The 26631-nt window shown below is 52.5% G+C and carries 25 protein-coding genes; 24 read left to right on the plus strand and 1 reads right to left on the minus strand.

The window, feature by feature from the left end; genetic code table 11:
- Nucleotides 1-66 precede the first annotated feature (66 nt).
- On the plus strand, nucleotides 67-1059 hold the full coding sequence (gene amrS / locus L5656_RS01265; RefSeq protein WP_297197872.1) for an AmmeMemoRadiSam system radical SAM enzyme: 993 nt from the start codon (nucleotides 67-69) through the stop codon (nucleotides 1057-1059).
- Between the two features lie 51 nt (nucleotides 1060-1110).
- Here amrS and L5656_RS01270 read toward each other — a convergent pair whose 3' ends face one another.
- Nucleotides 1111-1275, minus strand: a complete 165-nt coding sequence (locus L5656_RS01270; protein WP_297197875.1) for a hypothetical protein — start codon at nucleotides 1273-1275, stop codon at nucleotides 1111-1113.
- Between the two features lie 55 nt (nucleotides 1276-1330).
- Here L5656_RS01270 and L5656_RS01275 point away from each other — a divergent pair, with 55 nt between their 5' ends.
- The 23 genes from L5656_RS01275 to L5656_RS01385 all read left to right on the plus strand — a co-directional run bounded on the left by L5656_RS01275 (nucleotide 1331) and on the right by L5656_RS01385 (nucleotide 26611).
- On the plus strand, nucleotides 1331-2530 hold the full coding sequence (locus L5656_RS01275; RefSeq protein WP_297197878.1) for a M20 family metallopeptidase: 1200 nt from the start codon (nucleotides 1331-1333) through the stop codon (nucleotides 2528-2530).
- Nucleotides 2530-3930, plus strand: a complete 1401-nt coding sequence (locus L5656_RS01280; RefSeq protein WP_297197881.1) for an RsmB/NOP family class I SAM-dependent RNA methyltransferase — start codon at nucleotides 2530-2532, stop codon at nucleotides 3928-3930. Before L5656_RS01275 ends, L5656_RS01280 begins: the two co-directional genes overlap by 1 nt.
- 97 nt (nucleotides 3931-4027) lie before the next feature.
- On the plus strand, nucleotides 4028-5005 hold the full coding sequence (locus L5656_RS01285) for an SH3 domain-containing protein (protein WP_297197884.1): 978 nt from the start codon (nucleotides 4028-4030) through the stop codon (nucleotides 5003-5005).
- Nucleotides 5006-5079: 74 nt separating this feature from the next.
- Entirely contained in the window at nucleotides 5080-6120 is a 1041-nt protein-coding gene (gene argC, locus L5656_RS01290) for an N-acetyl-gamma-glutamyl-phosphate reductase (RefSeq protein WP_297197886.1), read from the plus strand.
- Nucleotides 6121-6172: 52 nt separating this feature from the next.
- Nucleotides 6173-7393, plus strand: coding sequence for a bifunctional glutamate N-acetyltransferase/amino-acid acetyltransferase ArgJ (argJ, locus tag L5656_RS01295; protein ID WP_297197889.1), 1221 nt, complete (start codon nucleotides 6173-6175; stop codon nucleotides 7391-7393).
- An 87-nt stretch (nucleotides 7394-7480) separates the two neighbouring features.
- On the plus strand, nucleotides 7481-8341 hold the full coding sequence (argB, locus tag L5656_RS01300) for an acetylglutamate kinase (RefSeq protein ID WP_366017788.1): 861 nt from the start codon (nucleotides 7481-7483) through the stop codon (nucleotides 8339-8341).
- Between the two features lie 52 nt (nucleotides 8342-8393).
- Complete coding sequence (locus tag L5656_RS01305) at nucleotides 8394-9590, plus strand: acetylornithine transaminase (protein WP_297197893.1); 1197 nt, start codon at nucleotides 8394-8396, stop codon at nucleotides 9588-9590.
- 107 nt (nucleotides 9591-9697) lie between these two features.
- Nucleotides 9698-10639, plus strand: a complete 942-nt coding sequence (gene argF / locus L5656_RS01310) for an ornithine carbamoyltransferase (RefSeq protein WP_297197895.1) — start codon at nucleotides 9698-9700, stop codon at nucleotides 10637-10639.
- 62 nt (nucleotides 10640-10701) lie between these two features.
- Nucleotides 10702-11913: an argininosuccinate synthase gene (locus tag L5656_RS01315; protein WP_297197896.1), complete on the plus strand. Its 1212-nt coding sequence runs from the start codon at nucleotides 10702-10704 to the stop codon at nucleotides 11911-11913.
- A gap of 16 nt (nucleotides 11914-11929) precedes the next feature.
- Nucleotides 11930-13345: an argininosuccinate lyase gene (gene argH, locus L5656_RS01320; RefSeq protein WP_297197899.1), complete on the plus strand. Its 1416-nt coding sequence runs from the start codon at nucleotides 11930-11932 to the stop codon at nucleotides 13343-13345.
- Nucleotides 13342-14382 carry a 2-hydroxyacyl-CoA dehydratase subunit D gene (locus L5656_RS01325; protein WP_297197900.1) on the plus strand — a complete coding sequence of 347 codons (1041 nt, stop codon included), beginning with the start codon at nucleotides 13342-13344 and terminating at the stop codon, nucleotides 14380-14382. The genes argH and L5656_RS01325 overlap by 4 nt, the downstream gene beginning before the upstream one ends.
- Nucleotides 14383-14476: 94 nt before the next feature.
- Nucleotides 14477-15673: a 2-hydroxyacyl-CoA dehydratase subunit D gene (locus tag L5656_RS01330; protein WP_297197902.1), complete on the plus strand. Its 1197-nt coding sequence runs from the start codon at nucleotides 14477-14479 to the stop codon at nucleotides 15671-15673.
- Nucleotides 15674-15692: 19 nt separating this feature from the next.
- Complete coding sequence (locus L5656_RS01335; protein ID WP_297197904.1) at nucleotides 15693-16466, plus strand: acyl-CoA dehydratase activase; 774 nt, start codon at nucleotides 15693-15695, stop codon at nucleotides 16464-16466.
- 93 nt (nucleotides 16467-16559) lie between these two features.
- Entirely contained in the window at nucleotides 16560-16709 is a 150-nt protein-coding gene (locus L5656_RS01340; RefSeq protein WP_297197907.1) for a hypothetical protein, read from the plus strand.
- Nucleotides 16710-16775: 66 nt separating this feature from the next.
- Entirely contained in the window at nucleotides 16776-17546 is a 771-nt protein-coding gene (locus L5656_RS01345; RefSeq protein ID WP_428849288.1) for a sodium:solute symporter family transporter, read from the plus strand.
- Between the two features lie 25 nt (nucleotides 17547-17571).
- Nucleotides 17572-18891, plus strand: coding sequence for a phenylacetate--CoA ligase family protein (locus L5656_RS01350; RefSeq protein WP_297197913.1), 1320 nt, complete (start codon nucleotides 17572-17574; stop codon nucleotides 18889-18891).
- A gap of 113 nt (nucleotides 18892-19004) precedes the next feature.
- Nucleotides 19005-20783 (plus strand): indolepyruvate ferredoxin oxidoreductase subunit alpha, encoded by a 1779-nt coding sequence (iorA, locus tag L5656_RS01355; RefSeq protein ID WP_297197916.1) that lies wholly within the window; start codon nucleotides 19005-19007, stop codon nucleotides 20781-20783.
- The gene (locus L5656_RS01360; RefSeq protein WP_297197918.1) at nucleotides 20776-21360 is read left to right on the plus strand and encodes an indolepyruvate oxidoreductase subunit beta; all 585 of its coding nucleotides are present in this window, start codon (nucleotides 20776-20778) and stop codon (nucleotides 21358-21360) included. Before iorA ends, L5656_RS01360 begins: the two co-directional genes overlap by 8 nt.
- 216 nt (nucleotides 21361-21576) lie before the next feature.
- Nucleotides 21577-22566, plus strand: a complete 990-nt coding sequence (locus tag L5656_RS01365) for a LacI family DNA-binding transcriptional regulator (protein ID WP_297197921.1) — start codon at nucleotides 21577-21579, stop codon at nucleotides 22564-22566.
- A gap of 243 nt (nucleotides 22567-22809) precedes the next feature.
- Entirely contained in the window at nucleotides 22810-23661 is an 852-nt protein-coding gene (locus L5656_RS01370; RefSeq protein ID WP_297197925.1) for a creatininase family protein, read from the plus strand.
- An 85-nt stretch (nucleotides 23662-23746) separates the two neighbouring features.
- The gene (locus L5656_RS01375; protein WP_297197927.1) at nucleotides 23747-24343 is read left to right on the plus strand and encodes a class II aldolase/adducin family protein; all 597 of its coding nucleotides are present in this window, start codon (nucleotides 23747-23749) and stop codon (nucleotides 24341-24343) included.
- Between the two features lie 81 nt (nucleotides 24344-24424).
- Nucleotides 24425-25342 (plus strand): sugar phosphate isomerase/epimerase family protein, encoded by a 918-nt coding sequence (locus tag L5656_RS01380; protein WP_297197929.1) that lies wholly within the window; start codon nucleotides 24425-24427, stop codon nucleotides 25340-25342.
- Between the two features lie 15 nt (nucleotides 25343-25357).
- Nucleotides 25358-26611 (plus strand): Tm-1-like ATP-binding domain-containing protein, encoded by a 1254-nt coding sequence (locus L5656_RS01385; RefSeq protein WP_297197932.1) that lies wholly within the window; start codon nucleotides 25358-25360, stop codon nucleotides 26609-26611.
- Nucleotides 26612-26631: the final 20 nt, after the last annotated feature.

Here is a 26631-nt window from a genome sequence, read left to right on the forward strand (position 1 = left end):
GCCCAGGGTTAAGGATACCTTTAAGGTGCCGAAAGGGGGAAGCAAATTAAGCAGGGAGGAAACGGCATGCGGGAAGCCAAGTATTATGTCAAGTTAGAAGGAGATAAGGTAGAGTGCCGTCTTTGTCCCCATAACTGCCGCTTGGCTCCGGGGAGGCGGGGTATCTGCCGGGTGCGGGAGAACCGGGAAGGCAGGCTTTTTACCCGGAACTACGGTCTCTGTTCTTCCCTGGCCCTGGACCCTATCGAAAAGAAGCCGCTATACCACTTTTACCCGGGAGAGTTCATCCTCTCTGTGGGTACGGTGGGTTGCAACTTTGGGTGCGAGTTTTGCCAGAACTGGGAGATAGCCCACGGTGAGCCGGAAGTAGCTCGGATTACCCCCGAGTATCTTGTAGAGGAGGCCAGGCGTTTAGGGAGCGTGGGCCTGGCCTATACTTACTCTGAACCCATCGTATGGTTTGAATTTGTTTTGGATACCGCTAGAGTGGCCCGTGAGGCGGGGTTGAAAAACGTCCTGGTTACCAACGGCTTTATTCAGAAGGAGCCTTTAAAAGAGCTTTTGCCCGTTACGGATGCGCTCAACATAGACGTAAAAGGCTTCAACAAAGAATTTTACCGCCGTGTAGTTCACGGAGATTATGAGCCGGTGCTCCATACGGCCAAAGAGGCTAAAGAAGCCGGGTGCCACGTAGAGATCACTACTTTACTGGTTACGGGTTTAAACGATAAAATAGAGGAGTTGGAAGAACTGGTAAGATGGATAATGGCGGAGCTAGGCAAGGATACACCCCTTCATTTTTCCCGCTATTTTCCCCGCTATAAATTAAGGCAGCCCCCTACCCCCTTGGAAACTATGCAACGTGCCTGGGAGATGGCCCGCCGTTATCTTAATTATGTTTACCTAGGTAACGTAGAAGATCCCGAGGCCAGTAATACTTACTGCCCCCAGTGCGGGACTCTATTAATAAGGCGGCAGGGTTACAGGGTCTCTCTTCCCGGTCTTGTAAGCCCCGGTTACTGCCGCAAGTGTGGTAATAAAATCCCTGTTCTAATGTAGAGTTTAAAGCCGTAGGGCTTACCGCTAACGCTAAAATTTTTACCGCTAATGCTAAAATGTTCCATCCGGCTTCCCCATCCAGCCAGAGCCTTGTGCTCCATGCGCTTTCTTTTTATAAGGGCAGGAGGCTGGCCCGCCCGTCAGCAATACTTTATCCAATTCACACTGGCCATCCCGGCTAAAGGTACAAGGGCAGTCGCAGATTATAAAGGGCATAACCTGACTTCCCTCCTTTACTCTATTTTTCCCCAGGACGCGGGAGAGATAAGCTATGTCCTTAAATTTGACCAACCTCAAAAAACGTATAAGCAATGCGGTAGAAACCCATAAAGAAGAGATCATCCGGCTGGCGGAGGAAATATTTGATCATCCCGAAGTAGGACAACAGGAATTTTTCGCTTCCCGGCTTTTGACCCAGGCCCTGGCTAAATATGGATTTGAAGTTGTTTATCCTTTGCCTGAACTGCCTACCGGCTTCCGGGCCACTTTGAAGTGCGCTGGCCCGGGCCCGCGGGTGGCCTTACTTGCCGAATATGATGCCCTTCCCGGTCTAGGCCATGCCTGCGGGCACAATCTTATCGGTGCTGCTGCCGTAGGTGCGGGTCTGGCCTTGGCCGCCGTGAAGGAGGAACTAAAAGGTGAGGTCTTAATTTTGGGCACGCCTGCTGAGGAGAGCAATGGAGGAAAGGTGGTTTTGGTTGAAGCGGGAGCCTTCCAAGGGATAGATGCTGCTCTTATTTTCCATCCCGGCGACGCCAATATTGTAGAAGTGTCTTCCCTGGCTCTGGAGGCCCTAGAGTTTATTTTTGAAGGTCGGGCGGCCCATGCTTCTTCTAGCCCCGAGGAAGGGATAAACGCCCTGGAAGCCCTCATACAGTTTTTCAACAGTATCAACAGTCTCCGCCCTTACCTTAAAGGTGAAGCCCACATTAACGGGATCATAACAGAAGGAGGTATAACGCCCAACATTATTCCCGAACGGGCCGTGGCTCGCTTTTATATCCGGGCCGAAAGCCGTAAAGCCGTAAGAGAAGTCGTCCAGCGGGTAGAAAATTGCGCTCGCGGTGCGGCCCTGGCTACAGGATGTAGTGTCACCTGGCGTAACTATGAATTTTCCTATGATGCCATGGTCACTAATAAAGCCCTGGCCGACGCTTTTAAAGAGAACCTGCGTATTTTAGGGGTGACCGAGTTCGGACCTCCCCGCCGCAGCAAGGGTTCTTTGGACATGGGCAATGTTAGCCGGGTAGTACCCGCCATACACCCGTATCTCGCTTTAGGAAGCGGCAGACTCGTACCCCACACCCGGGAGTTTGCCCGGGCGGCTCGGGGAGAAGCGGGAAGGAGGCTCGTTATACTGGCGGCCAAAGCTTTAGCCTGGACGGCAGCAGACGTTCTCTTAGACCGGGAGCTTTTAGCCCGTATACAAGAAGAATTCAGCCTGGCGATGTTGCAGGAAGGAGCTTTTTAATGCAGAACCTTGCTTTTAACGAGGTCTGGAGGCAGAGGCTCGGCCCGGAATATGACGACTTTATGCAAGCTTTAAAGCGGGGAGCCCGGCTTAGCTTGCGGGTAAATACCTTAAAGCTTAGGCCGGAGGAATTCCTACGGATAAGTCCCTTTCCCTTAGCTCCGGTGCCTTGGTGCCTGGAGGGATGGATAATTTTAGAAGGGGAGCAGAAGGCGGGCCGGCATCCCTATCACGCTGCGGGGTTGTATTACATCCAAGACCCTGCCACCATGGCGGCCGCAGGGCTTCTAGACCCGCAGCCCGGTGAGTGGGTGCTGGACTTGTGCGCGTCACCCGGGGGAAAGGCTTCTCACCTTGCGGCCAGGATGGAGAACGAGGGAGTCCTGGTGGCTAATGAAGTCAATCCCCGGCGGGCGAGCGTGCTCGCCTTTAACCTTGAGCGCATGGGGGTAACCAACGCCATCATCTTAAATGAAAGGGCGGAAACCTTGGCTGCCAGGTGGGCAGGGCTTTTCGACCGGGTGCTGGTGGATGCTCCTTGTTCGGGGGAGGCGGTATTGGCCCGGGACCCCGGAGCCTTTCGAGCCTGGAGCAAGGACTTGCTAAAGAGGTTTGCCCGCCGCCAGCTTGAGCTTTTATATCATGCCTCTCACTTGGTAAGGCCTGGCGGGTGGCTCCTTTATGCTACTTGTAGCTTTTCCCCTGAAGAGAACGAAGGGGTGATATCCCGTTTCTTAGAAAAAAGGAGCGACTTTATCCTGGTAGATCCCTCCCGGCATCCCCTTTTTTCGCCGGGGAGGCCGGAATGGATAGAAGGTGGAGACCCGCAGCTAAAGTGGGCGGTGCGCTTGTGGCCCCACCTTGCTCCCGGACACGGGCATTTCTATGCTTTACTTAAGCACCAGGGGGAAGGATATGTACTCCGGAGAAGGAACAAGTCTTACCTTTCCCTTGAGGCAGAAAAGCTGTATGAAGAATTTTGCCGTCATAACTTAAAAGAGCTTCCGGCTACTGAGGGGCTTATAGAAAAGGGTGGCCAAATCTACCGGACACCCTTACCTTTGGAAATGTGGAAAGGGCTAAAAGTAGTAAGACCGGGATGGTGGCTGGGCCGCATATACAAGGGGCGGTTTCAGCCCGATCACGCTTTGGCATTAGGGATAAAGGCCGAAAAGGCTTTGAGGGTAAAAGACCTACCCTTAGACAGTGCAGAACTTAAGGCCTATCTTCGGGGTGAATGGCTAGAGGGGGGCTTTAAGGATGGGCCGGTAGGAGATGCAGGGGAGGAGTGGGTATTGGTGACGGTCGGGGGATTTCCCCTGGGGTGGGCACGTTCTGTGGCCGGCGGCTTAAAAAGCCTTTACCCGCGCCACTTCCGGGCCGCATGGGGTACGGCTTAGAACACGTTTAGTTAAAGGGAATTCCGCCTATACAGTCCCCTTCAGAGCAACGAGGGTACGGCTTAGGACACGTGTACTTAAAGGGGGGTACCGGGCCATGAAAAAATATTATGTTTTGGCGGTAGCGGCCGGCCTTTTGAGCCTGGCCTTTATTTTTGTAAGGCTTGTCTTTTACCTTCCCCTTGCCCGGACGCCTTACGAAGCAAGAGGCCTAGCGGTTGCAACTACGTCCGGGGAGGAAATTGCGCAAATACTTAAAGAAATCGTGCAGGGCGAGACAAGCGGAATTAAATTTTTTAAAACCGAAGGTGATCTGGCTCCGCTACCAGGAAAGGAAGTAGTGATAGGGGCGAATCTCTCCAAAGACCGGGGGGTATTAGGTCTATTTTCGTTAGCGTCATCTCCCCCGCAACTTTTAACTTATCGGGCCATCCTGCCGGTAGAAGAGGTCAAAGTGCTAAAATTAGAACCCGGCCGGGAAGGGGTTTTAGTCCGGGAAGTCTTGGAGGAAAGGTTCGGGGCTTATTTTCTTACTCGCTTCTATAGCCTTTATGTTTACCAAGAAGGTGCGTGGCAGGAAGCATGGCGCAAGGTCATAGACAATGATGAAAAGTGGCAGAAAAAGTGGGTAGGCCGCGGCGAGGGATGGGAAGGAATTAAAGACAAAGTAGAGGTGGAATTTAACTGGGAAGGAGGACGCCTCGTAGCCAGGACCCAGGAAATTAGGGTTTTCTGGGAAGGACCGCATCCAGAACATCCGCCCACTTCCACCAAAGAAAGGGCGCTAGCCCGGTTATACAAATGGGAGCCCAAGTGGGGAGCGCTGATACTGGGAGAAGGAGAGGTAGGGAGGCCATGCGACCTTAAAGAGCAGAAAGGGGGCAGGTATGTAAAAATGGGCCAGCTTAAGCCCGGTGAAAGGGTGGCTATCCTGGACGAAGAGGAAGCCTGGGGCTGGACCGCGTACATGGGGGAGGCTACCCAACTTTACCGCATAAAAACCTTATCGGGCTCTACAGGCTATGTTACTAAGGAGGATGTAAGGATACACGGGGTTTCTGGGGAAACAAGGTAGAAATTTTTTCTTGCATTTTTATGCAATCTGGCTGTATAATTATACAATAACTCAGCGGCCTGAGGTGTTTAGTTATGCTTAAAGTAGGCATCATAGGAGCTACAGGTTATACGGGTGCAGAATTGGTGCGTTTGGCTTGCCGCCACCCCCGCTTGGAGCTTGTGGCTCTCACCTCTCAAACTTTCTCTGGCCAGGAGATGGACCGGGTTTACCCATCACTTCACGGGTTCTGCTCTCATATTTGCGAGGATCTTAGCCCGGAGGAGGTACTTTCCCGCGCGGAAGTAGTTTTTCTAGCCCTGCCCCACGGCCATTCGGTACCCATAGTTGAGGAGGCCCTGCGCCGGGGAGTCCGGGTCATTGATTTGGGGGCTGACCTTAGGTTCCGGGATGTGCGGGTTTATGAAGAGTGGTACGGACTTAAACATCCCAACCCCGAGCTGGCCGCACAGGCGGTATACGGACTACCGGAGATACACCGGGAGGAGATCGCCTCTGCCCGGGTGGTGGCCAATCCGGGGTGCTATCCTACAAGTGTTATCTTAGCCTTGGCTCCCCTTATCAAGGCGGGTTACGGGGAATTGGACAGCATCGTTATTGATGCCAAGTCCGGCGTTTCCGGTGCCGGCAGGAAAACGGAAATAGGTTACCTCTTTACCGAGTGTAATGAAAGCCTCCATCCTTATGGAGTGGCCAGGCACCGCCACACCCCCGAGATCGAGCAAGAGCTGAGCTTGATGGCCGGTAGAAAGGTGACGGTTTCCTTTACGCCGCACTTAGTACCCATTACCCGGGGTATCCTGAGCACTATTTATGTAAACTTGAAAGCAGAAGTTTCGGAGGAAGAACTGCGCAAGCTATACGAAGAGTTTTACCGGGAGGCTCGCTTTGTTAAACTTCTGCCGCCGGGGCTCTGGCCGCATACCCGTTGGGTCTACGGGAGCAACTTCTGCCATATTAATTTTACTTTGGACCGGCGCACGGGGAGGCTGATCCTGGCTTCTGCCATTGATAACTTGACTAAAGGAGCCTCTGGCCAGGCCCTTCAAAACCTCAATCTCATGTTCGGATGGCCGGAAGACTTGGGCCTTAATTATCCCGGCCTTTCTCCGTAAAGCCTTTTGCGAAATTTTCCTTGAGGAGAGCCTTTAGGAGGGATCTAATTCGATGGAATGGGAAGTTATACCCGGTGGGGTAACCGCACCCCGAGGTTTCCGGGCGGCAGGCGTCTACGCCGGGTTAAAAAAAGCTAACCGGGATAAAAAGGATCTCGCCTTAATCGTGAGCGATACCTTAGCTTCGGCGGCAGCAGTGTATACTACCAATAAGGTACAGGCTGCTCCTTTAAAGATCACCCGTGAGCATTTGGCTTCCGGGCGGGCACGGGCCATTGTGGCTAACAGCGGTAATGCTAACGCCTGTACCGGGGAGCAGGGGTTAAAGGATGCCCGGAGGATGGCCGAGGTAACTGCGGAAATCCTGGGTATTAAACCGCAAGAAGTGGTGGTGGCCTCTACAGGTGTTATAGGTGTGCCTCTTCCCATGGATAAAATCGAAGCGGGAATAAGGAAGGCAGCTCAGGAACTGTCCCCCACGGGGAGTCGTGCGGCAGCAGAGGCCATCCTTACCACCGACCTAAGGGTTAAGGAAATAGCCGTGCGTTTCCATTTCAAGGGCAGTCCGGTGGTGATAGGAGGTATAGCCAAGGGTTCCGGCATGATCCATCCCCATATGGCTACCATGCTCGCCTTTCTTACCACCGATGCGGTCCTAAGCCCGGAACAGTTGAAAAAGGCTTTGGTATCGGCGGTGGATAACACCTTTAACCTTATTACGGTGGACGGCGATACAAGTACCAACGATATGGTAGTGGTCCTGGCCAACGGCCTCTCTGGAGTGGGGCCTACGAGCGAGGAAGAATACAGGATATTTGCTGCGGCTTTAGAGTACGTATGCCGTTACCTGGCCCGCCTTATCGCCCGGGACGGGGAAGGCGCCAGCCGCCTCATTGAGGTGGAGGTGCGTGGTGCGGCCACCCTCACGGATGCCCGTAAAATAGCCAGGGCCATAGCCGGCTCAAATTTGGTGAAAAGCGCTGTTTTCGGCGCCGATGCCAACTGGGGCCGGATTTTATGCGCCGCGGGGTATGCCGGAGCCGAGCTGGATCCAGGACGGGTGGATATTTTTATCGAAAGCGCAGCCGGGTGCGAGCAACTAGCCAGTAAAGGGGAGCCCGCCTGCTTTGATGAAGCTAAAGCCAGCGCCATACTCTCGGCGGAAGAGGTTAAGATCATCGTAGATCTTAATCTGGGGCAGGCTACAGCAGTAGCTTATGGGTGCGATTTGACTTACGATTACGTCAAGATCAACGCTTCCTACAGGACCTGAAAGAAAGGTTTGTTGTAAGAGCCTGTACCGGCGAGGGGCCGTAAAAGACCCCAGGAGGAAAGGCGAGGGAGAGGAGGGAATTTGACTTTGGAGATTTCTGCTTTAGAGAAGACCAGCATCCTGATCGAAGCCCTGCCTTATATCCGTGAGTTTTACGGGAAAACGGTGGTCATAAAATACGGTGGGCACGCCATGCAGAGCTGCGAGCTTAAAAAGGCTGTTATGCAGGATGTGGTCCTCATGCATCTTGTGGGGATGCGGCCGGTATTGGTGCACGGCGGCGGGCCGGAGATAACCCAGATGATGGAGAGGCTGGGGAAGAAACCAGAATTTGTGCAAGGCCAGCGGGTCACTGATGCGGAGACCATGGAGATCGTGGAGATGGTGCTGGTAGGAAAGATAAATAAAGAAATTGTGGCCGAGATAAACCGCCTGGGAGGCAGGGCTGTGGGTCTATGCGGTAAGGACGGGATGCTTATCGAAGCCGAAAAGCAGAGCGGAGACGTGGAGCTGGGCTTTGTTGGTCAGGTGCGCAAAATAAATCCGGAGATTATACAGACTCTTATAGCAGAGGGCTATATACCGGTGGTGGCTCCGGTGGGGGTGGGGCCCGAGGGTGAAAGCTATAACATAAATGCCGATTACGTGGCCGGTGAGCTGGCCGCGGCTTTAAAAGCCCATAAGCTGGTACTCCTGACAGATGTAGAGGGGATATTAGCCGATAAAAACGATCCTTCCTCCCTACTTTCCTCGGTAGAGGTAAGTAAAGTGCCCGAGCTGATTCAAGCGGGGATAATCTCCGGTGGCATGATCCCTAAAGTCGAGTGCTGTGTTAGGGCTCTGGAGGGTGGTGTGGCTCGCACGCACATCATTGACGGCCGGGTACCCCATTCTATTTTGCTGGAAATTTTTACAGATAAAGGTGTGGGGACCATGGTTGTTCCTTAGAAAAGTTGTTGCCGAAAGATAAGGGTGTCAGGGCTTGAGAGGGGGAGCTTATATGACCAACGCGGAAATCGCCAGCCTGGGTAAGAGGTACGTAATGCATACCTATAACCGCTATCCCATAGCTTTAGTACGCGGGCAGGGCACCAAGGTTTGGGATGCCGACGGCCGCGAGTACCTAGATTTCATCGCCGGTTTAGGGGTTAATTCTTTAGGGCACTGTCACCCCCGGGTGGTTGAGGCCCTCCGGGAGCAGGCAGGCAAGCTCTTACATTGCTCCAACCTTTACTGGATAGAGCCCCAGGTTGAGCTGGCTAAAATCTTGGTGGAGCATTCGGGTCTGGGTAGGGCCTTCTTCTGTAATAGCGGGGCCGAGGCCGTCGAGGCGGCTATAAAGCTGGCCAGAAAATACGCCAAGGTGTATAAAGGGGAAAACTGTTTTGAGATAATCACCATGCGCCGCTCTTTCCACGGCCGGACTTTAGGAGCCCTTGCCGCCACCGGTCAAGATAAATTCCACCGGGGTTTTGAGCCTTTGCCACCCGGCTTCCGCTATGTTCCCTTTAATAATTTGGAAGCTTTAAAAGAGGCCGTCACCCCGGAAACCTGCGCCGTAATGCTAGAACCCGTTCAAGGTGAAGGAGGAGTTTACCCGGCAGAGAAGGAATACCTCAAGGCAGTAAGGAAATTATGTGATGAAAACGGCATACTACTTATCTTTGATGAAATCCAGTGCGGTTTGGGCCGTACCGGCTACCTGTTCGCCCACCAGTATTATGAAGTATATCCCGACATTTTGACACTAGCTAAGGCTTTGGCCGGCGGCGTTCCCATCGGTGCCATGCTGGCTAAGGAAGAGGTGGCCCAAGCCTTTAGCCCGGGAGACCACGCTTCCACCTTTGGAGGAAATCCCCTGGCTGCTGCCTGCGGGGTGGCCGCCCTCCGGGCCCTGCTCGAAGAGGGGCTGGTGGAAAACGCCAGAAAACAAGGGGAATATTTGATGGAGCGCTTGCGCGACCTGGCCGCTAAATTTCCGCAAGTATTGGAGGTGCGCGGGCGGGGCCTTATGGTGGGGGTGGAAATCGACGGCCCGGCTGATAGAATAGCCCAGGTATGCCTTGAGAAAGGGCTCCTTATTAATGCGGTCCACGGCCGAATCTTACGTTTCTTACCCCCGCTTACTGTAAAAAAAGAGGAGATCGATAAAGCTTTGGAGATCCTCCGTAAGGCTTTAAAAGAATGCTTGGGGTAAACTGTTTTGTATACCTAGTGAGAGAAAGCTTAAGCTTTTCTGCCTTGCTTTATCTGGAAGGGAAAAGTAAAATAGAGTAAAAATGTCAAGAAAAGGGGTGTAACAGGTTGAAGGAACAGGCCCCTTCCCTTAAAGGCCGCGATTTTATTTGCCTAAAGCATTTTTCCACGGAGGAGATCCATTATCTTTTAGATTTAGCTGCTGACCTCAAACTTAAGCAGAAGAACCGGGAACCCCATCCTTTGCTCGCAGGGAAAACGCTGGCTATGATTTTCACCAAGCCTTCCACCCGCACGCGGGTTTCCTTTGAAGTAGCCATGTACCAGCTAGGCGGGCACGCCCTTTACCTAAGCAAGAATGAACTACAGCTCGGCCGGGGTGAGACCATCGCCGACACGGCGCGGGTACTTTCCCGGTACGTGGACGGTATTTTGATCCGCACTTTTGCCCATGAGGAAGTGGAAGAGCTGGCCCGGTATGCGACGGTACCGGTGATAAACGGCCTAACGGATTTCCTCCATCCCACTCAAGTTTTGGCCGACCTTTTGACCATCCGTGAATGGAAGGGCAAGCTTAAGGGGCTCAACCTTACCTATATCGGGGATGGTAACAACGTGGCCCATTCCCTTCTGTACGGTGGTGCCCGGGTGGGCTTAAATATTACCATAGCTTGCCCGGCGGGGTACGAACCGCTGCCTCAGGTGGTAGAAGAGGCCAGGCGTATGGCTGCAGATAACGGGAGCCACATCACCGTGACCAATGATCCCCAGGAAGCTGCCCTGGGAGCAGATATTTTATATACTGATGTGTGGGCCAGCATGGGGCAAGAGGCAGAGGCAGAAAAGCGCCGGCAGGCTTTTAAAGGATTCCAGCTCAACAGTACCCTCCTGAAGATGGCCCGGCCGGACGCCATGGTTCTCCACTGCCTTCCTGCCCACAGGGGCGAGGAGATAACGGATGAGGTAATCGACGGGCCGCAGTCAGCCGTCTGGGACCAGGCAGAAAACAGGTTACATGCCCATAAGGCTATATTAGCAGCCCTGCTCTAGGTTGGCTTAAGGAATTTGCGTTGTAGCGGTTTTACCATTTTGTTCAAGGGGGCTTTAGAACTATGCCTGAAAAAGTGGTGCTGGCTTATTCCGGCGGGTTGGATACCTCTATCATAATCCCTTGGCTTAAGGAGACTTACGGGTATGAAGTCATCGCGGTCACCGTAGATTTAGGCCAGGGTGAAGAACTGGCTCCTCTAGAGGAAAAGGCTTTAAAGAGCGGGGCCAGCAAGATATACATTCTGGACAAAAAACGGGAATTCGTAGAAGACTTCATCTGGCCCACCCTTAAAGCAGGGGCCGTTTATGAGGGTAAATATTTGTTGGGAACCTCCTTCGCCCGCCCCCTCATCGCCAAGTGCCTGGTGGAGGTCGCAGAAAAGGAAGGAGCCACCGCGGTCGCTCACGGAGCGACAGGTAAGGGCAACGACCAGGTGCGCTTTGAGCTGAGCATCAAAGCCTTAAATCCGGAGCTTAAAATAATAGCTCCCTGGCGTTTGTGGTCCATACGCTCCCGCGAAGAGGCCATCGACTATGCAGTAGCGCGGGGTATTCCGGTACCGGTAGGGAAGGAACGGCCCTACAGCATGGACCGGAATCTTTGGCATCTGAGCCATGAAGGAGCCGACCTGGAAGATCCTTGGAACGAGCCTAAAGAGGATATTTACGAGATTATTACTCCTCCGGAGAAGGCACCAGACAAACCCACTTATATAACCCTCGATTTCGAAAAGGGTGTACCCGTAGCCATAGACGGAAAACGTTTAGACCCTGTGGCGCTGGTGGAAAGGGTAAATGAATTGGCCGCGGCCAACGGGGTGGGTATTATAGATCTAGTGGAGAACAGGCTGGTGGGCCTAAAGTCCCGGGGCGTTTATGAGTGTCCGGGAGGCACAGTGCTCTATATAGCCCACCGGGAGCTCGAACACCTCACCCTTGACCGCCAGACCATGCATTTTAAAGAGATGGTGGCTGCAAAATATGCGGAGCTGGTTTATGACGGCAACTGGTATTCGCCTTTAAAGAAAGCCCTGGATGCTTTTGTGGACAGCACCCAGGAGACGGTTACTGGCACCGTCCGGCTAAAGCTATATAAAGGCAACTGCACTCCTGCCGGTGTGCGTTCACCCTACTCCCTATACAGTGAGGAGCTGGTTACCTTCGGTGCCGGGGGGGACTACGATCAGAGGGATGCCACGGGCTTTATTAATCTGTTCGGATTACCCTTAAAGGTGCGCGCCCAGATGGAGATGAGGACGGGTTTAAGGAAATAGAAAGGGGCCAGCGGCAATGAAACTTTGGGGTGGCCGCTTCCGAAAGGATACTGCTAAAATAGTGGAGGAATTCCATTCCTCCCTTTCTTTTGATCACCGGCTTTACCGGCAGGACATCCGGGGTTCCATAGCCCATGCACGTATGCTGGCTTCTGTGGGGCTCCTTAGCAGGGAGGAAGCTAATAAGATCGTAGAAGGGCTTAAGGGAATTCTAGAGGATATCGAAGCCGGCCGGCTTACCTTTGAAGGAGCGGAGGACATTCACACTTATGTTGAGAAGGTATTGACTGAAAGGATAGGTGAGGCGGGCAAAAAACTGCATACCGCCAGAAGCCGGAACGACCAGGTAGCCTTGGATCTCCGCCTCTATCTTAAGGAAGAGATTCCGCATATTTCCTTCCTTTTGCACCGGCTGCAAGAAGCACTGGTTAATCTTGCCCAAGAACACCTTGGTACCATAATGCCCGGGTATACCCACCTACAGAGGGCGCAGCCTGTAACTTTAGCGCACCATCTCCTGGCCTACTTTGAGATGCTGGAAAGGGACCAGGGAAGGCTGACAGACTGTTTGAAACGCCTGGATGTCTCTCCTTTAGGTTCTGGGGCTCTGGCCGGTACCACCTTACCCATAGACCGGGAGATGGTGGCCCGTGAGCTGGGCTTCAAAGGGATAACGGCCAACTCTTTAGATGCCGTGGGTGACCGGGATTTCGCTGTGGAATTTTTGGCTGCGGCCAGCCTCCTCATGATGCACTTGAGCCGGCTGGCCGAGGAGATCATCCTCTGGTGTACGGAAGAATTCGGGTTTTTAGAGCTCGATGATGCTTATACTACCGGTTCCAGCATGATGCCCCAGAAGAAAAACCCCGATGTCGCAGAACTTGTAAGGGGCAAAACCGGACGGGTCTACGGGCATTTGCTGGGGCTTTTAACAGTGCTTAAAGGATTGCCCTTAGCCTATAACAAAGATTTGCAAGAAGATAAGGAAGCTGTGTTCGATACAGTGGATACCTTGAAGGGGTGCCTGGCTGCCTTGACTCCTCTTCTTGCCTCGGCCAAATTTAACACTCAGAGGATGCGGGATGCTGCTGAGGGCGGCTTCAGCAATGCTACAGATGTGGCCGAATACCTGGTACGCAAAGGGGTCCCCTTCCGTGAGGCCCATTCTGTGGTAGGAGCGCTTGTTCTTTGGTGCCTGGAACGGGGCTGCCGCCTGGAGGACCTGAGCTTAGAAGAATTCAAGGCCTTTTCTCCCCTTTTTGGCCAAGATATTTACCAGCATCTTTCCGTAGAGGCTTGTCTTAACAGGCGGGATGTACCGGGTGGCCCGGCACCCCAAGCCGTAACACGGGCGCTTGAACGAGCAAAGAATCTTCTAGCCGAACGGGCCGAATCATTTAAGCTTCTGAAAGGCTTGGCGGAAGTACAATGAAGGCGGAACAAGGGACAAAAAGGGATGAAAATCTACTAGGGTGGTTTTGTAGTTATACTCCGCTAGAGATCGTTCGTGCCTTGGGGTTTAGGCCATACCGGATGCTGCCTCCTTTAGGAAGGGCGCCGCGGGCAGACGGCTTTTTTGCGGGTAACCTCTGCCCGTATGTAAAGGCATGTCTGGAGAACGCCCTGGAGGGAAGGTTTCCACCCGTTTTAGGGCTGCTCCTGGTCCCTTCCTGCAGTGCTATGACTCATCTTGCTAACCTTTGGCGGGCGCTAGAGCTTTCCGGACCGGTCTGGGTTATCGATGTACCCCGGAGCTACAATTCTTTAGCGGTGGATTATTTCAGCCGGCGGCTGGAGGAAGTTGCCCTTCAGATGGCCTCCTTTTACGGCCGGCGCCTCTATAAAGAGGACTTGTGGCAGGCCATTGAAGAAGAAAAGCAGCGCAAAGAGCGCCTTAAGGGCTTTCTTGAAGAGAGGGCGGCCGGCAACGTTTTCTTACGGGGTGCACGGGTTCTTGAGCTTTTAGAGGAAGGGATAAACGGGGCAAATACTTTTCCCGACCCTGGGGAAGGTTCTGCTGTGCCTAGGGACAGGCTCCGGTTGCTATTGCTGGGCAGCATCGTGCCTTCGTACCTCCTGGACATGGTAGAGCAGGCGGGCGCGGTAAGCGTTGTAGAGGATGCCTGTAACGGGTGGCGCTTGCTACCCGGGGAGGCCTGTGGGGCCGACTCGCCTTACACCTACTTGGCCCACCTATATTTGAGCAAGCCCCCCTGCCCGCGCATGGTGGCTGATAAAGGCCGGAGGAGGAGATACCTGCAAGACCTACTTTCCCGTTACCGGATAGACGGGGCTATATATCACGTTATGAAATTTTGCGATGCCGGCCTGATGGACTGGATCTTGGTTAAAGAAGAGCTGGATTTAAGGGGTATTCCGGTGCTCAGGGTGGAAGGGGATTATACCGGCGGAGGCCGGGGACAGTGGAGCACCCGCGTAGAGGCTTTCCTGGAGAGATTGAGAAGGTAGGTGGGTAGATCTGAAAGATTTATATAAAGATATTCGCTCAGCCCTGGCTGCGCCCTTGCGGCGCAAGGCCTTTTCTCCTTGGGTGATCAATACTGTGAAGCATTTGGTTGCCCTTTCCTCCCGCGCTTTCCCCTGGCGGGCTACTTACCTTATGGTTCTTAAAGCTTTAGATCAGGTTGCGGAAGCGTACCTCCGTCGGCGGCCCGTAGTATGGCATAACGTCTTTTTTCCTACGGAAATACTTTACGGCCTGCGAGTTGTACCTTTTGCACCAGAGGCGGCTTCGGCCCTGGCAGTAGGGTTAGGCCTGGCTTCTGAAGCCCTTAACGCTGCGAGCGCTCATTGGGTGGCTACGGATATCTGCTCCTTCCACAGGTTGGCTGCTGGCCTTGACCTGGCAGGGTATTTTCCGACCCCTGATGCCGTGGTGTGTACTTCCCACCTCTGCGATATAGCCCCCCAGTCCCTGGCCTGGAGTGCGGACCGACACGGCAAGCCTTTTTATCTCCTGGATGTTCCCCAGAGGGCAAAAGCGGAGGATGCTACCTACGTAGCCCGGCAACTTAAATATATATTTTATTCCCTGGCCCGGGACCTGGGACTTTCCCCTGATATGGAGGCTTTAAAGGCGGCTATAGGAAGGTCTAATGAGGCAAGAAGGCTGCTTCTTGAAATTAATGCGGACCGACAGAAGCTTCCGGCTGTCATACGCGGGGAAGAAGCCCACGGCTTCCTATATCTTATGTTAACCGGTTGGGGTGCTGATTTTACTGAAGAGGTATACCGGGAATTATTAGAAGAGCTTAAGACCCGGCGGCGGGAAAAGAAATGGGCCGCTTCCCGGGAAAAATTCCGCCTCTTGTGGTTGCACTTGCGGCCCTATTATCCCACCGAAATTTTTAAAATCTTGGAGGAGGAAAGCGGGGCTATAGTCGTTTTCGAAGAGATGCACCATGTCTATTGGGAGGAGCTAGATTTAGACCGTCCCTTTTATAGTCTGGCCCTCAAGGTGCTGGGGCACCAGGGCTTAAGTTTTATGGAAAGGCGCATCCAGACGATTTTAGACATGGTGCGAGAGTTTAATGCCCAGGGGGTAATCCACTTCGCCCACTGGGGGTGCCGGCAGAGCACGGCGGGTATACGCTTGCTGCAGGAGGCCCTCCGGCGGGAAAATACGGCTTTTCTTAATCTTGATGGGGACTGTATAGACCGGGAAAAGTACGCTGGGGGTGGCGTTCGTACACGGCTAGAGGCCTTCTTGGAGCTTCTGGCCGCGAGTAGATTACACTAGAAGAAAAAGGTGGGAGATTATGTTAATTACGGCAGGATTGGATATAGGTTCCTTATCCACTAAGGCAGCCATTGTTGCAGAGGGGCAATTGTTATCCTTTTGCATTTTACCTACGGGCCGGGGCGGTTCAGAAGTGGCGGAAAGGGCTTTAGAAGAAGCCCTAAACCGGGCAAATGTTAAGCGGAAGGAGCTAAAGGGCATTGTAGCTACAGGATACGGGCGTATAAGCATACCCTTCGCGGACCGGCGGGTTACGGAGATAACCTGTCATGCCCGCGGGGCGTGGCACCTGTTCCCTGAAGTGGCTACGGTTATAGATATAGGAGGTCAGGACAGCAAGGTGATCCGGGTGGGACCCGGGGGGAAGGTATTGGATTTTGAAATGAATGAGAAGTGCGCAGCAGGAACGGGGCGCTTCTTGGAAGTTATGGCCCGGGCCCTGGAGGTAGAGCTGGGAGAAATGGGGAAAATGGCAGTAAAGGCCCGCCGAGCAGCTCCCATAAGCAGTACATGCACGGTCTTTGCAGAATCAGAGGTGGTGTCCCTTCTAGCCGAGGGCAGGCCTTTGGAAGAGATACTTAAGGGTTTACATTATGCCGTAGCCGAGAGGGTGGTGGCTATGGCCCAGCGGTTGGGTTGGGAGAGACCCGTAGTCATGAGCGGGGGAGTGGCCAAAAATATTGGGGTGGTAAAGAGCCTGGAAGAAAGGTTGGGCACTAGTTTGTATATCCCTGCGGAACCCCAGATATTGGGCGCGTTGGGTGCGGCTTTACTGGCAGCCGAAGAAAATTAGAAGGTAGCTAAACTTAAAAGCCTTTAGCAGGATTTCCTTAAGATTTGTGGAATATGTTTGCGTATTACTTTTAGGATGGGAGGACGGCAGTAAATGAAAATCCTTATTTTAGTCCTTTATTTTACCGTGATGCTAGCCATAGGTTTGGCGAGCCATCGGCGTTCACGGGACATCAATGGCTTTTTCTTGGGTCACCGTAGCATAGGACCCTGGATCTCCGCCTTTGCCTATAGCACTACTTGACCTAACTGGCTGGGGCTACTTTCGTTGGTTGTTTTAACAAGCTTGGGGCCTTGGGGGCTCCCTCAGATGGTCCAGAAATTTTATGCTATAAAGGATGAAAAAGCCATCCGTCCTGCTACTGTAGTATCTACCTTTTTTGCCCTAGTGATTGCTACAGGAGCCTACTTTACAGGTTCCTTTGGTCGTCTATTTTTCAACAATCAGATGCCCCTGCTAAATGGGAGGCCTAATCCTGATCTTATCATGCCTATGATTATTGAACGTTTTTTACCCCCTGGTATCGGAGTAGTAATACTGGTGTTAGTACTAGCAGCTTCTATGTCTACTTTATCTTCTCTCGTTTTGGTAAGCAGTTCCGCAGTGGCCATAGACCTTCTTCAGGGAGCCTGGCCTAAGATCTCTAAGCGGATTGTGCTTTTGTGCTTGCGCCTTCTTTGCGTTATATTTATAGGTCTATCAGTATATATAGCTTTAAAACCCACGATTATCTTGGTTCTTATGTCCCTTTCTTGGGGTACGGTGGCCGGTGGATTCCTGGCTCCTTATATTTATGGGCTATATTGGCGTAGGACCACCAAAGCCGGGGCTTGGGCCGGGTTCCTTACCGGGGTAACCCTTTCTTTAAGTTTATCTTTCTACTACCGGTTGGATAGCAACGTAGTTCCAGCAATTGGGTGCTTGGCTATGCTTATTCCCCTGGCTGTGGTACCTGTGGTAAGCTTGTTCACCCCTGCTTTCTCTACTCAACACCTAAAACGTGTGTTCGGGGAGGAACGTTTTGAATTGTCAAGGGATTTACAGTATTGGCCGCGAGAAAGAGAACGAGTCATAGGATAAAAGCATACTGGAGGTTGTAATCTAGATGGAAAAACAAGGAGAACATGTTATTTGGGACCCAGCTAACGAGTGTCGGCCGCGGAAAGAAATAGAGGCTTTACAATTAGAAAGGTTAAGGAATATTGTTGAGTATGTGTATGAGCGGGTTCCTTTTTATCGCCAGGCCCTCGATGAGCGTGGGATACGTCCCGGGGATATTAAAAGTCTTGAAGATGTCCGGCTTCTGCCTTTCACTACCAAGGAGGATTTTCGTAAAAACTACCCTTTCGGACTTTTTGCCGTGCCTTTGAAAGAAGTAGTTCGCCTCCACGCTTCTTCGGGTACCACAGGAAAACCTGTGGTGGTGGGCTATACTCGCCGGGATATGGAGATATGGACAGAAGTAGTAGCCCGTTTGGTAACGGCGGCCGGGGTTACTGCCGGGGATGTGGCCCAGGTGGTCTTTAGCTATGGCCTTTTTACAGGAGGATTTGGCCTGCATTATGGCCTTGAGCGGGTAGGTGCTACGGTGGTCCCGGCGGCCGCCGGAAATTCTAAACGGCATATTATGCTTATGCAAGATTTCGGGACCACAGTATTAGTAGGCACACCTTCATATGCCTTACATTTAGCCGAAGTGGCAGAGGAGATGGGGGTGGACCCCAGGAGCCTCCCTGTTAGGCTTGGGCTTTTCGGAGGAGAAGCTTCCAGCCGGGAGATGTTAAAGGAGATTGAGCGGCGTTGGGGTATGGTGGCTACGGACAATTACGGGCTCTCAGAGGTGATGGGTCCCGGGGTCTCCGGTGAGTGCCCGTATCAGAATGGCCAGCATATAGCTGAAGATCATTTTCTCGTGGAGATTATAGATCCCGTCACAGGAGAGCCCTGCCCTCCAGGCGTGTACGGAGAAGTGGTTATAACTACCTTAACTAAAGAGGCCGTACCAGTTCTCAGGTACCGTACGAGGGATATTTCCGCCCTTATCTATGAGCCCTGCCCCTGCGGCCGCACTACCGCTCGGCTGGCTAAGATAACGGGACGTACAGACGATATGCTTATAATCCGCGGGGTAAATGTTTTTCCTTCCCAGGTAGAAAGCGTGCTTATGGAGATAGAGGAAGTATCCCCCCACTACCAGCTCGTTGTCTCACGACGGGGATACCTGGATGAACTGGAGGTACGGGTAGAAGTAAACGAGCGGTTTTTTACCGGTCGGTTTAGTGATTTAGAGGAGCTTGAAGAAAAGATAGCTGACCGCCTTAAAACGGTGCTACAGCTTAAAGCCCGTGTGCGCCTGGTAGAACCGCGTTCCATCGCCCGTAGTGAAGGTAAGGCCCAGCGGATAATCGACCTAAGACCCAAGTAGGCATAAGGCTTATTCTTGCCCTGCAGACGGCTCGGGAGGAATTGGCCTTTATCATGAAGAATTAACTGTCCTGTTAATACAGGAACCTCTATAAGGAGTGAAGCTTTAGTACTATGCGCGAAGTTATGTTAGGTAATCATGCGGTAGCCCGGGGAGCCTGGGAGGCCGGGGTGCGGGTAGCGGCTGCCTATCCAGGCACCCCGAGCACAGAAATTATCGAAGCTTTAGCTCAGTATCCGGATGTATATGCCGAGTGGTCGGTTAATGAAAAGGTGGCCTTGGAAGTGGCGGCCGGTGCGGCCATAGCCGGAGCGAGGGCCCTGGCGGCCATGAAGCATGTAGGTGTAAACGTTGCCTCGGACGCCCTCATGACCCTGGCTTATACGGGAATAAATGCCGGGCTGGTGTTAGTTTCTGCTGATGATCCCAACCTGTACAGTTCTCAAAACGAACAGGACAACCGGCTATACGCCCGGTTTGCTCAGATACCTTGCCTGGAGCCGGCCGACAGCCAAGAAGCCAAAGAAATGACCAAAGTGGCTTTTGCTTTAAGTGAAGCCTTTGACACTCCTGTGATGCTCCGTTTAACCACGCGTATAGCCCATTCCCAAAGCTTAGTTGAACTAGGGGAACGAGAAGAGGTTCCCCTGAAACCTTATACTAAGGCGCCCTCGAAATATGTGATGTTACCCGCCTTTGGCCGGGAACGACATAAGGTTGTGGAAGAGAGAAGGGCTAAACTTTCAGCGTACGCGGAGATCACCCCTTTAAATAGGGTGGAATGGGGGGATAGACGGGTAGGGGTTATTACGTCGGGAATTTCTTACCAATACGTAAAGGAGGCCCTTCCCGGTGTTTCTGTACTCAAATTGGGCTTAACCTATCCCTTGCCTAAGAACCTTATCCGGCAGTTTATAGCTGCGGTTGATGTCTGCTTTGTCGTGGAAGAGCTGGAACCCTTCTTGGAGGAGCAGATTTCTTCCTGGGGATTGCCGGTGCGGGGGAAGGAGTTTTTGCCCCGCATCGGAGAGTTCGACCCCCGTGTGGTGGTCAAAGGTATAGGGCCTAAAGTGGCCGAGGTGAACCCCGCCCTATTAAACGAGAGTTTATTGCACGACAACTCTCCCTCCTTAAATATAACCCTGCCTGCACGTCCGCCGGTTATGTGCCCCGGGTGCCCTCACCGGGGAGTGTTTTATATCTTGCGCAAGTTAAAGCTTACTGTAGCGGGGGATATTGGATGCTATACTTTGGGAGCTTCCCCGCCCCTGAACGCCATGGATACGTGTATCTGCATGGGTGCTAGCATGGGTGTAGCTTTGGGAATGGAAAAAGCTAGGGGACAGGAATTTAGTCGCGGGTTGGTGGCCGTGATAGGGGATTCCACCTTTTTACATGCTGGGATGACGGGACTTCTGGATATAGTTTACAATCAGGGGACAACCACGGTTATCATTTTGGACAACGGTACTACGGCCATGACCGGGCACCAGGATCACCCCGGTACAGGATACACTGCTTCCCGCGCGCTGACGACCAAGATTGATCTGGAACAGGTGGTAAGGGGTCTCGGTATAAGGCGGGTACAGGTTGTCGATCCTTATGATCTCACCCGTGCCCAAGAAGTTATAAGTGCCGAAGTGGCTACGCCGGAACCTTCGGTTATTATCGCGCGGCGCCTTTGCGCCCTGCTGGCTAAGGGAACAGGTAAATATAGGGTGGTAGGTATGTATTGTCGTTCTTGCCAGTGTTGCTTAGACCTAGGCTGCCCTGCCCTTACCTTTAACGGCGAAGAGGCGGTAATTGACGAAATACAGTGTACGGGTTGCGGATTGTGCGCCCAGATTTGCCCGGCAGGAGCCATTGAAAAGGTGGTTGGGGAAAATGCATGACCAGGTCATAAGTATCCTTTTAACTGGTGTAGGTGGACAAGGGACGGTTTTAGCAGGGCGTATACTCTCCCGGGCAGCAGCAAGTCTGGGTTGGGATGTTAAAGTAGCCGACTTGCATGGGATGGCCCAACGGGGGGGTAGCGTAATAACCCATGTCCGCTTTGGCACTAAAGTTTATTCCCCGGTGATTACACAAGGTACGGCCGATTATTTAGTGGCCTTCGAGAAATTGGAAGCCTGTCGCTGCTTGCCCTTCCTTAAAGGTGAAGGGGTGCTGATCGTTAACGACCAGGAGATACCGCCGCTTCCGGTTTTGACGGGTGCTTCAAGCTATCCCGAAGGGCTTCTGGAAATGTTGAGAGCCCGCGTAAAAAAAGTGGCCATCGTAGATGCCTTAAAGAAAGCAAAGGAGGCAGGGAGCGCCAAAGCGGTAAATATGGTCCTTTTAGGTGTTCTGGCCCGGCATTTATCCATACCCCGTGAGTGCTGGGAGGAAGCTATTAGTACTTCTGTGAAATCTGAGTTCCGGGAGATTAACCTTAAAGCCTTTACATTGGGGTGGGAATCCATAACTTAAACCCTTCTTTTAGCTTCTTTTTCAGTCCGCTTACACTATGACAATATCACAGTCCGGTAACAAAAGCCCAAAAGGGTTTAGTCGGTCGCTTCCAAGCTCAAGCAGGCCTGCTCTGTAAAAAGTGGGGATAACTCAGTCCAAAAGGGTGTTGACAGCTTGGGTATAGCATGCTACACTTAGCTATAGGAAAACGTTTTCCGTCAGAGGAGCGGAGTAATGGTAACCATAAAAGATGTTGCTCGACGGGCTGGAGTCTCCGTAACTACCGTATCACGCGTACTGAATAACAGTCCCCACCCTATAAGCCCGGAGACAAGAAGAAAGGTTCTTGAAGCAGTAGCGGAGCTTGGTTTTTGCCCCAACGCTGCGGCCCGCAGCCTTCAGCTTAACGAGACGCGAATGATAGGACTCATGCTACCCGATGTAGCTAACCCGTACTATTCAGGTATTGTACGGGGGATCGAAGATGTGGCCCACCAGGAAGGTTATACCGTCATCCTCTGCAATACCGACCGCTCCCGCGAAAGAACCCTCAAGTATCTTCGTGTATTGCGGGAAAAGAGGGTAGATGGGGTAATCTTTATGGGCGGGGGTGTGGTGGAAGACGCTAGGGAGGACCACTTTTTTCAGAAAGAGGATATCCCTACCGTAGTGATAGGACGCCATTTCGGATTCTTCCCTTCTGTGCAAATCGATAATGCTGATGCGGCAAGACGAGCAGTTATACATTTGCTTGAACGAGGACACAGGGATATTGCTTGCATCGCCGGTCCCTCTTCGTCTACCACTTCGCGGGACCGCCTGGCTGGATACAGGCAGGCCTTAGAGGAAAAGGGGCTGAAATACGAACCTTCCCGCATAGTCCATGCTGACTTTACTCCCCACGGAGGATACGAGGCCGTGCGGAAGTTATTAGAACACAAGCCGTGGCCTACGGCTCTTCTGGCGCATAATGATCTCATGGCTGTAGGTGCAATAAAGGCTCTGGCGGATGAAGGCTTATCAGTACCGCGGGATATGGCCGTAGTGGGTTTTGACGATATTCCCTTGGCTTCTTACGTTTTGCCTCGGTTGACTACGGTTAGGGTTCCCGTATACGAGCTTGGTGCTACAGCTATGCGCCTTTTGAGGGATTTGCTGGGGGGTAGAACGGTCCCGCAAGTGACTTTGTTACCAGTGGAGCTGATTATCCGCGAGTCAGCCTGAATCGTGGATAAGAACGTGGATAACAATAGAGCGGTATAGATAAATGGATAAATAGATCAAAATAGACATTATAACCATTTATTTCCTCCGATTAAGTAAATTTAAGAAATTATCTCGGGTGAGCCAAAAAAGGGTAGCCGCGGCTATTCCCGTTAACTCAATATATGACTTAATTAATAGCCTAAACAACAAAAAATGTGACCTAAAAATTTAAACCAAAATAATTCCTGGAGGTTTTAGGAGATGGCCAAGAGACACAATTTACTAGAATGTTCTTATGTCGAGGCTCAGGAATGGTTTAAGGAAACCGATGTAGTTTTGGTCCCCGTAGGAAGCTGCGAAAAACACGGCGCCCATGTACCCTTAGGCACAGATAGTTTCACCACTATCTCCGTGACCGAGCGTGCAGCAAAAATAGCCAATGTTCCCTACACACCCCTCTTGCCCTTCGGATATTCTCCGCACCACATGGGCGAAGTCGGGGAAGGCTGCGGTACTATAACCTTGTCTGCAGAGACCTTCCGCCGGGTCCTCTACGATATTGCCCGCAGCCTCATTTACCACGGCGCCAACAAAATTATTTACGTATCCCACCATGGCTCTAACACCAAACCCATCGATGAGTTGCTGCGCAAGATCCGTTACCAGACGGGGGCTTTTGTAGCCTGGTACAAGACGCCTACGGAAAGGGAATGTGAAGTAGTGAAGGGGATAATTGAAGGACCGCCCGAGGAGACGCCGGGCTGGCATGCTGGAGAAATGGAGACATCCCAAGTGATGGCCTATGATGAGACATTAGTGGATATGAGCCGGGCGGTCAGGGACATTGCCCACGCTCCCCGGTGGATGGGGCCGGAGTTCTCCAAGATAGACGGTACTGCTACCGTGAAATTCCGCGGTTCAGAGAACATAATTGTGCCTATGGAGCACCACGAGTATTCGGATAGCGCGACAATTGGTAACCCCTTCCGGGGGAGCAAGGAAAAAGGATTAAAGCTTTTTGAAAAAGAGGCGGAACACTTGGCGGCCTTTATTAACGAAGTTAAGAAATTCCCCTTCCAGGTTAAGAACCGTGACTTCCCTGAAAGGGCCTAGACTATGGGCGGGTATTCCCGGGGCGTAACCCTAAAGCGGCTGCGCCCCGGGGACAGCTTCCCGCCGCAAAGAGAGGTGCAAAGAGTTGTCCTGGCCGGCTGATTTAGAGGCCTTGAGAGAGGAGCTAGTGGAGGTAACGCGAAAACTTTATGAGCGGGGACTTTCTTCGGGAACCAGCGGAAACACCAGCGCCCGGCTTCCGCACATGCCAGATAAGGTGCTTATTAAAGCCAGCGGTCGCTCCTTTGGTGAGGTAGAAAAAAAAGATTTTCTACTAGTGAATTTAGACGGGGAAGTACTGGAAGGAGAGGGAAAACCTTCTAAAGAGATAAGGTTTCACTTGGGTATTTACCGCGTGAGACCAGAAATCAATGCCGTGGTCCACGGTCATTCCCCGTACGCCACCGCGTATGCCACGGCCTTCGGTGAACTCCCCGTAGTTACCGCCGCGGCTGAAATGGGCTTACATCGAGTTGCAGTAGTGGATTTTGCACCGCCCGGTTCCGAAGAATTGGCGCGTTTGGTCGTTGAAGCCTTCCGGGAGTCTGGGGTGAAAGCTGCAGTTTTAAGCAAGCACGGCTTTGTGACAGTAGGAGAAAATATAAGAAAGGCCTACTACCTTGCAGATGTCTTAGAGGACAATGCCAGGGTAGCTTGTATCCTTAAAAGCCTTAAAGGCTAGGCGGGCGAAACCCAGACCAGCGTTTTAGGGTAGCACTCGGCAAACAACGAAATTTCAGGTAAATTTAAGGGGGCGTTTGGGTTGGAAGGCTCCATCTACCGCTACATGAAGGTGGGCATTGTCCATTTCAAGGCTTTTCCGGAAACGGCATACGGCACCGGTCCCATCCTGGAGACCTTGCGCCGTATAGCGGAGGACGACTTCTTTACGGCTGTAGAAGTAGGCTGGATGCGGGATGTAAAGGTCCGGCTGGAGGCTGCTCACATGTTGAAAGTTTCTCATTTGGAAGTATGTTATGCCACCCAGCCGGCCATGTTCAGTCAGAAGCTTAATCTAAATTCCCTAGATCCCCAGGAAAGAAAGAAGGCTATTAAGCAGGTATTCAATTGCCTTAAGGAAGCGTTAGACCTGGGAGCTACGGCGGTGCGGATACCCGCAGGTAAAGATCCCGGTCCGGAAAAGAGAGAGGAAGCTAAAAAGCTCTTAGTAGATTCCTTAGCCCAGATCTGCGAGTATGCCCGGGAGATGGGGGATCCTCTAATTACCTTAAAAATTTTCGACCGGGATATTGACAAGGAGTCTCTCATAGGTCCCTTCCGCGATGCCCTGGATATAGCCCGGCAGCTTAAGCCCCAATATCCTAAATTTGGTCTCCTGGCCGATCTTTCCCATTTTCCTCTGCTCAGGGAAAAACCGGAGGAAGCCCTGCCTTTAGTGAAGGATTACCTTATGGCCTTCCACATCGGTAACTGCGTAATGAAGGACAGGCGTCACCCCCTATACGGCGATTTGCAGCCCCGTTTTGGAGTGGAGGATGGGGAAATAGACGTGGCCGAGGTGGCAGGTTACTTCCGCCTGCTGGTGGACATGGGGCTGGTGGGACCCGAAAAGAGACCGGTTTTGAGCGCCGAAGTTCGGCCGCTTCTGCCGGGCGAGACTTCAGAGCTTATTCTGGCCAATGCTAAGCGTGTAATCAGGGAAGCCTGGGCCCTGGCCTAAGGGGAGGAAGTTGTGGTGCCCCTTCCATCTATAGCTATAGTTGCTACCGTAGACACCAAAGAGGCAGAAACCCGCTTTCTAAAAGAGTTTATTAGCTCCCGTGGTTTCGCGGCGCCGGTACTGGATGTGAGTACCTACTCTCCCCACAATTTTCAGGCAGATTATCCCCGCGAAGTTATAAGCCGGTTGGCGGGGGTGGAATTTAACGATCTTAAAGGTTTGCGCCGGGACGCTATGATGGAGACCATGGGCCGGGGAGCGGCCCGGGTACTTAAGGAGCTGTACCAAAGAGGAGAGCTTAAAGGAGTAGTGGGGATCGGTGGGAACCAGGGAACGGCCATAGCTTCTATAGCCATGCGCTCCCTGCCCTTTGGAGTTCCCAAGGTTATCGTTTCTACTGTGGCCTCAGGAAACGTCAGACCTTACGTACAATACAAAGATATAATGATGCTTTTTTCGGTAGCCGATCTTCTCGGCGGTCCCAATACGGTGAGCCGGTCAATTTTGGCTAATGCTGCGGCGGCTGTCATCGGAATGGCCCAACATGGCTCAAGCCTTAAAAGAGGGGATAGGCCGGTTATCACAGTTACCGCCCTCGGTAACACCAATGCGGCGGTCACCAGGGCTAGGGACTGGCTGGAGGAAAAGGGCTACGAGGTTATCGCGTTTCACGCTTCCGGGACATGCGGTTCAGCCATGGAAGAACTCATTGAAGAGGGGTGGGTAGCGGGAGTACTGGATCTTACACCCCACGAATTGGTGGGCGAGGTTTTAGGTGATGACATCTATACCCCGTTACGGCCCCGGCTGGAGGCGGCGGGGAAAAGAGGTGTTCCGCAAGTGGTGGCACCGGGTGGACTAGATTACTTTTGCTTTGGCCCGCCCGATACCATTCCCCCTCGTTACCGGAACAGGCCTACCCACTACCATAACCCCTACAATACCAACGTAAGGGCTACCGCCGAGGAGCTCGCTAAGGTGGGCCGGGTTCTGGCGGGGAAACTCAATGCGTCCCGGGGGCCGGTGGCCGTGCTTATTCCCTTGCGCGGCTTTTCGGAAAACGGGCGGGAGGGAGGCCCGCTACACGACCCCCAAGCTGATGAGGCCCTGGTAAAGGCTTTGGAAGCGCATCTTAAACCGGAGATCCGGCTAATTAAGGTAGACGCCCATATCAATGATGCGGCTTTTGCTGAACTGGCTGCAAGCATCCTGCACGAGATGATCGGGTCAACTGGGAAATTTAAGGAAATAAATGCACAAACTCTTTAAAACTCTTTAAAAGAAAGGGG

Source organism: Thermanaeromonas sp. (genome assembly GCF_021890735.1).
Lineage (GTDB): Bacteria > Bacillota > DSM-521 > Neomoorellales > Neomoorellaceae > Thermanaeromonas.

Bases quoted from the DNA above. Each gene is read 5' to 3' on its own strand.
- L5656_RS01285 (WP_297197884.1), top strand. From the start codon at position 4,028: ATGAAAAAATATTATGTTTTGGCGGTAGCGGCCGGCCTTTTGAGCCTG.
- argC (WP_297197886.1), top strand. From the start codon at position 5,080: ATGCTTAAAGTAGGCATCATAGGAGCTACAGGTTATACGGGTGCAGAA.
- iorA (WP_297197916.1), top strand. From the start codon at position 19,005: ATGCGCGAAGTTATGTTAGGTAATCATGCGGTAGCCCGGGGAGCCTGG.
- L5656_RS01325 (WP_297197900.1), top strand. From the start codon at position 13,342: ATGAAGGCGGAACAAGGGACAAAAAGGGATGAAAATCTACTAGGGTGG.
- L5656_RS01270 (WP_297197875.1), bottom strand. From the start codon at position 1,275: ATGCCCTTTATAATCTGCGACTGCCCTTGTACCTTTAGCCGGGATGGC.
- L5656_RS01370 (WP_297197925.1), top strand. From the start codon at position 22,810: ATGGCCAAGAGACACAATTTACTAGAATGTTCTTATGTCGAGGCTCAG.
- L5656_RS01365 (WP_297197921.1), top strand. From the start codon at position 21,577: ATGGTAACCATAAAAGATGTTGCTCGACGGGCTGGAGTCTCCGTAACT.
- argH (WP_297197899.1), top strand. From the start codon at position 11,930: ATGAAACTTTGGGGTGGCCGCTTCCGAAAGGATACTGCTAAAATAGTG.
- L5656_RS01350 (WP_297197913.1), top strand. From the start codon at position 17,572: ATGGAAAAACAAGGAGAACATGTTATTTGGGACCCAGCTAACGAGTGT.
- L5656_RS01305 (WP_297197893.1), top strand. From the start codon at position 8,394: ATGACCAACGCGGAAATCGCCAGCCTGGGTAAGAGGTACGTAATGCAT.
- L5656_RS01340 (WP_297197907.1), top strand. From the start codon at position 16,560: ATGAAAATCCTTATTTTAGTCCTTTATTTTACCGTGATGCTAGCCATA.
- L5656_RS01335 (WP_297197904.1), top strand. From the start codon at position 15,693: ATGTTAATTACGGCAGGATTGGATATAGGTTCCTTATCCACTAAGGCA.
- L5656_RS01345 (WP_428849288.1), top strand. From the start codon at position 16,776: ATGGTCCAGAAATTTTATGCTATAAAGGATGAAAAAGCCATCCGTCCT.
- amrS (WP_297197872.1), top strand. From the start codon at position 67: ATGCGGGAAGCCAAGTATTATGTCAAGTTAGAAGGAGATAAGGTAGAG.
- argJ (WP_297197889.1), top strand. From the start codon at position 6,173: ATGGAATGGGAAGTTATACCCGGTGGGGTAACCGCACCCCGAGGTTTC.
- L5656_RS01360 (WP_297197918.1), top strand. From the start codon at position 20,776: ATGCATGACCAGGTCATAAGTATCCTTTTAACTGGTGTAGGTGGACAA.
- L5656_RS01280 (WP_297197881.1), top strand. From the start codon at position 2,530: ATGCAGAACCTTGCTTTTAACGAGGTCTGGAGGCAGAGGCTCGGCCCG.
- L5656_RS01275 (WP_297197878.1), top strand. From the start codon at position 1,331: ATGTCCTTAAATTTGACCAACCTCAAAAAACGTATAAGCAATGCGGTA.
- L5656_RS01315 (WP_297197896.1), top strand. From the start codon at position 10,702: ATGCCTGAAAAAGTGGTGCTGGCTTATTCCGGCGGGTTGGATACCTCT.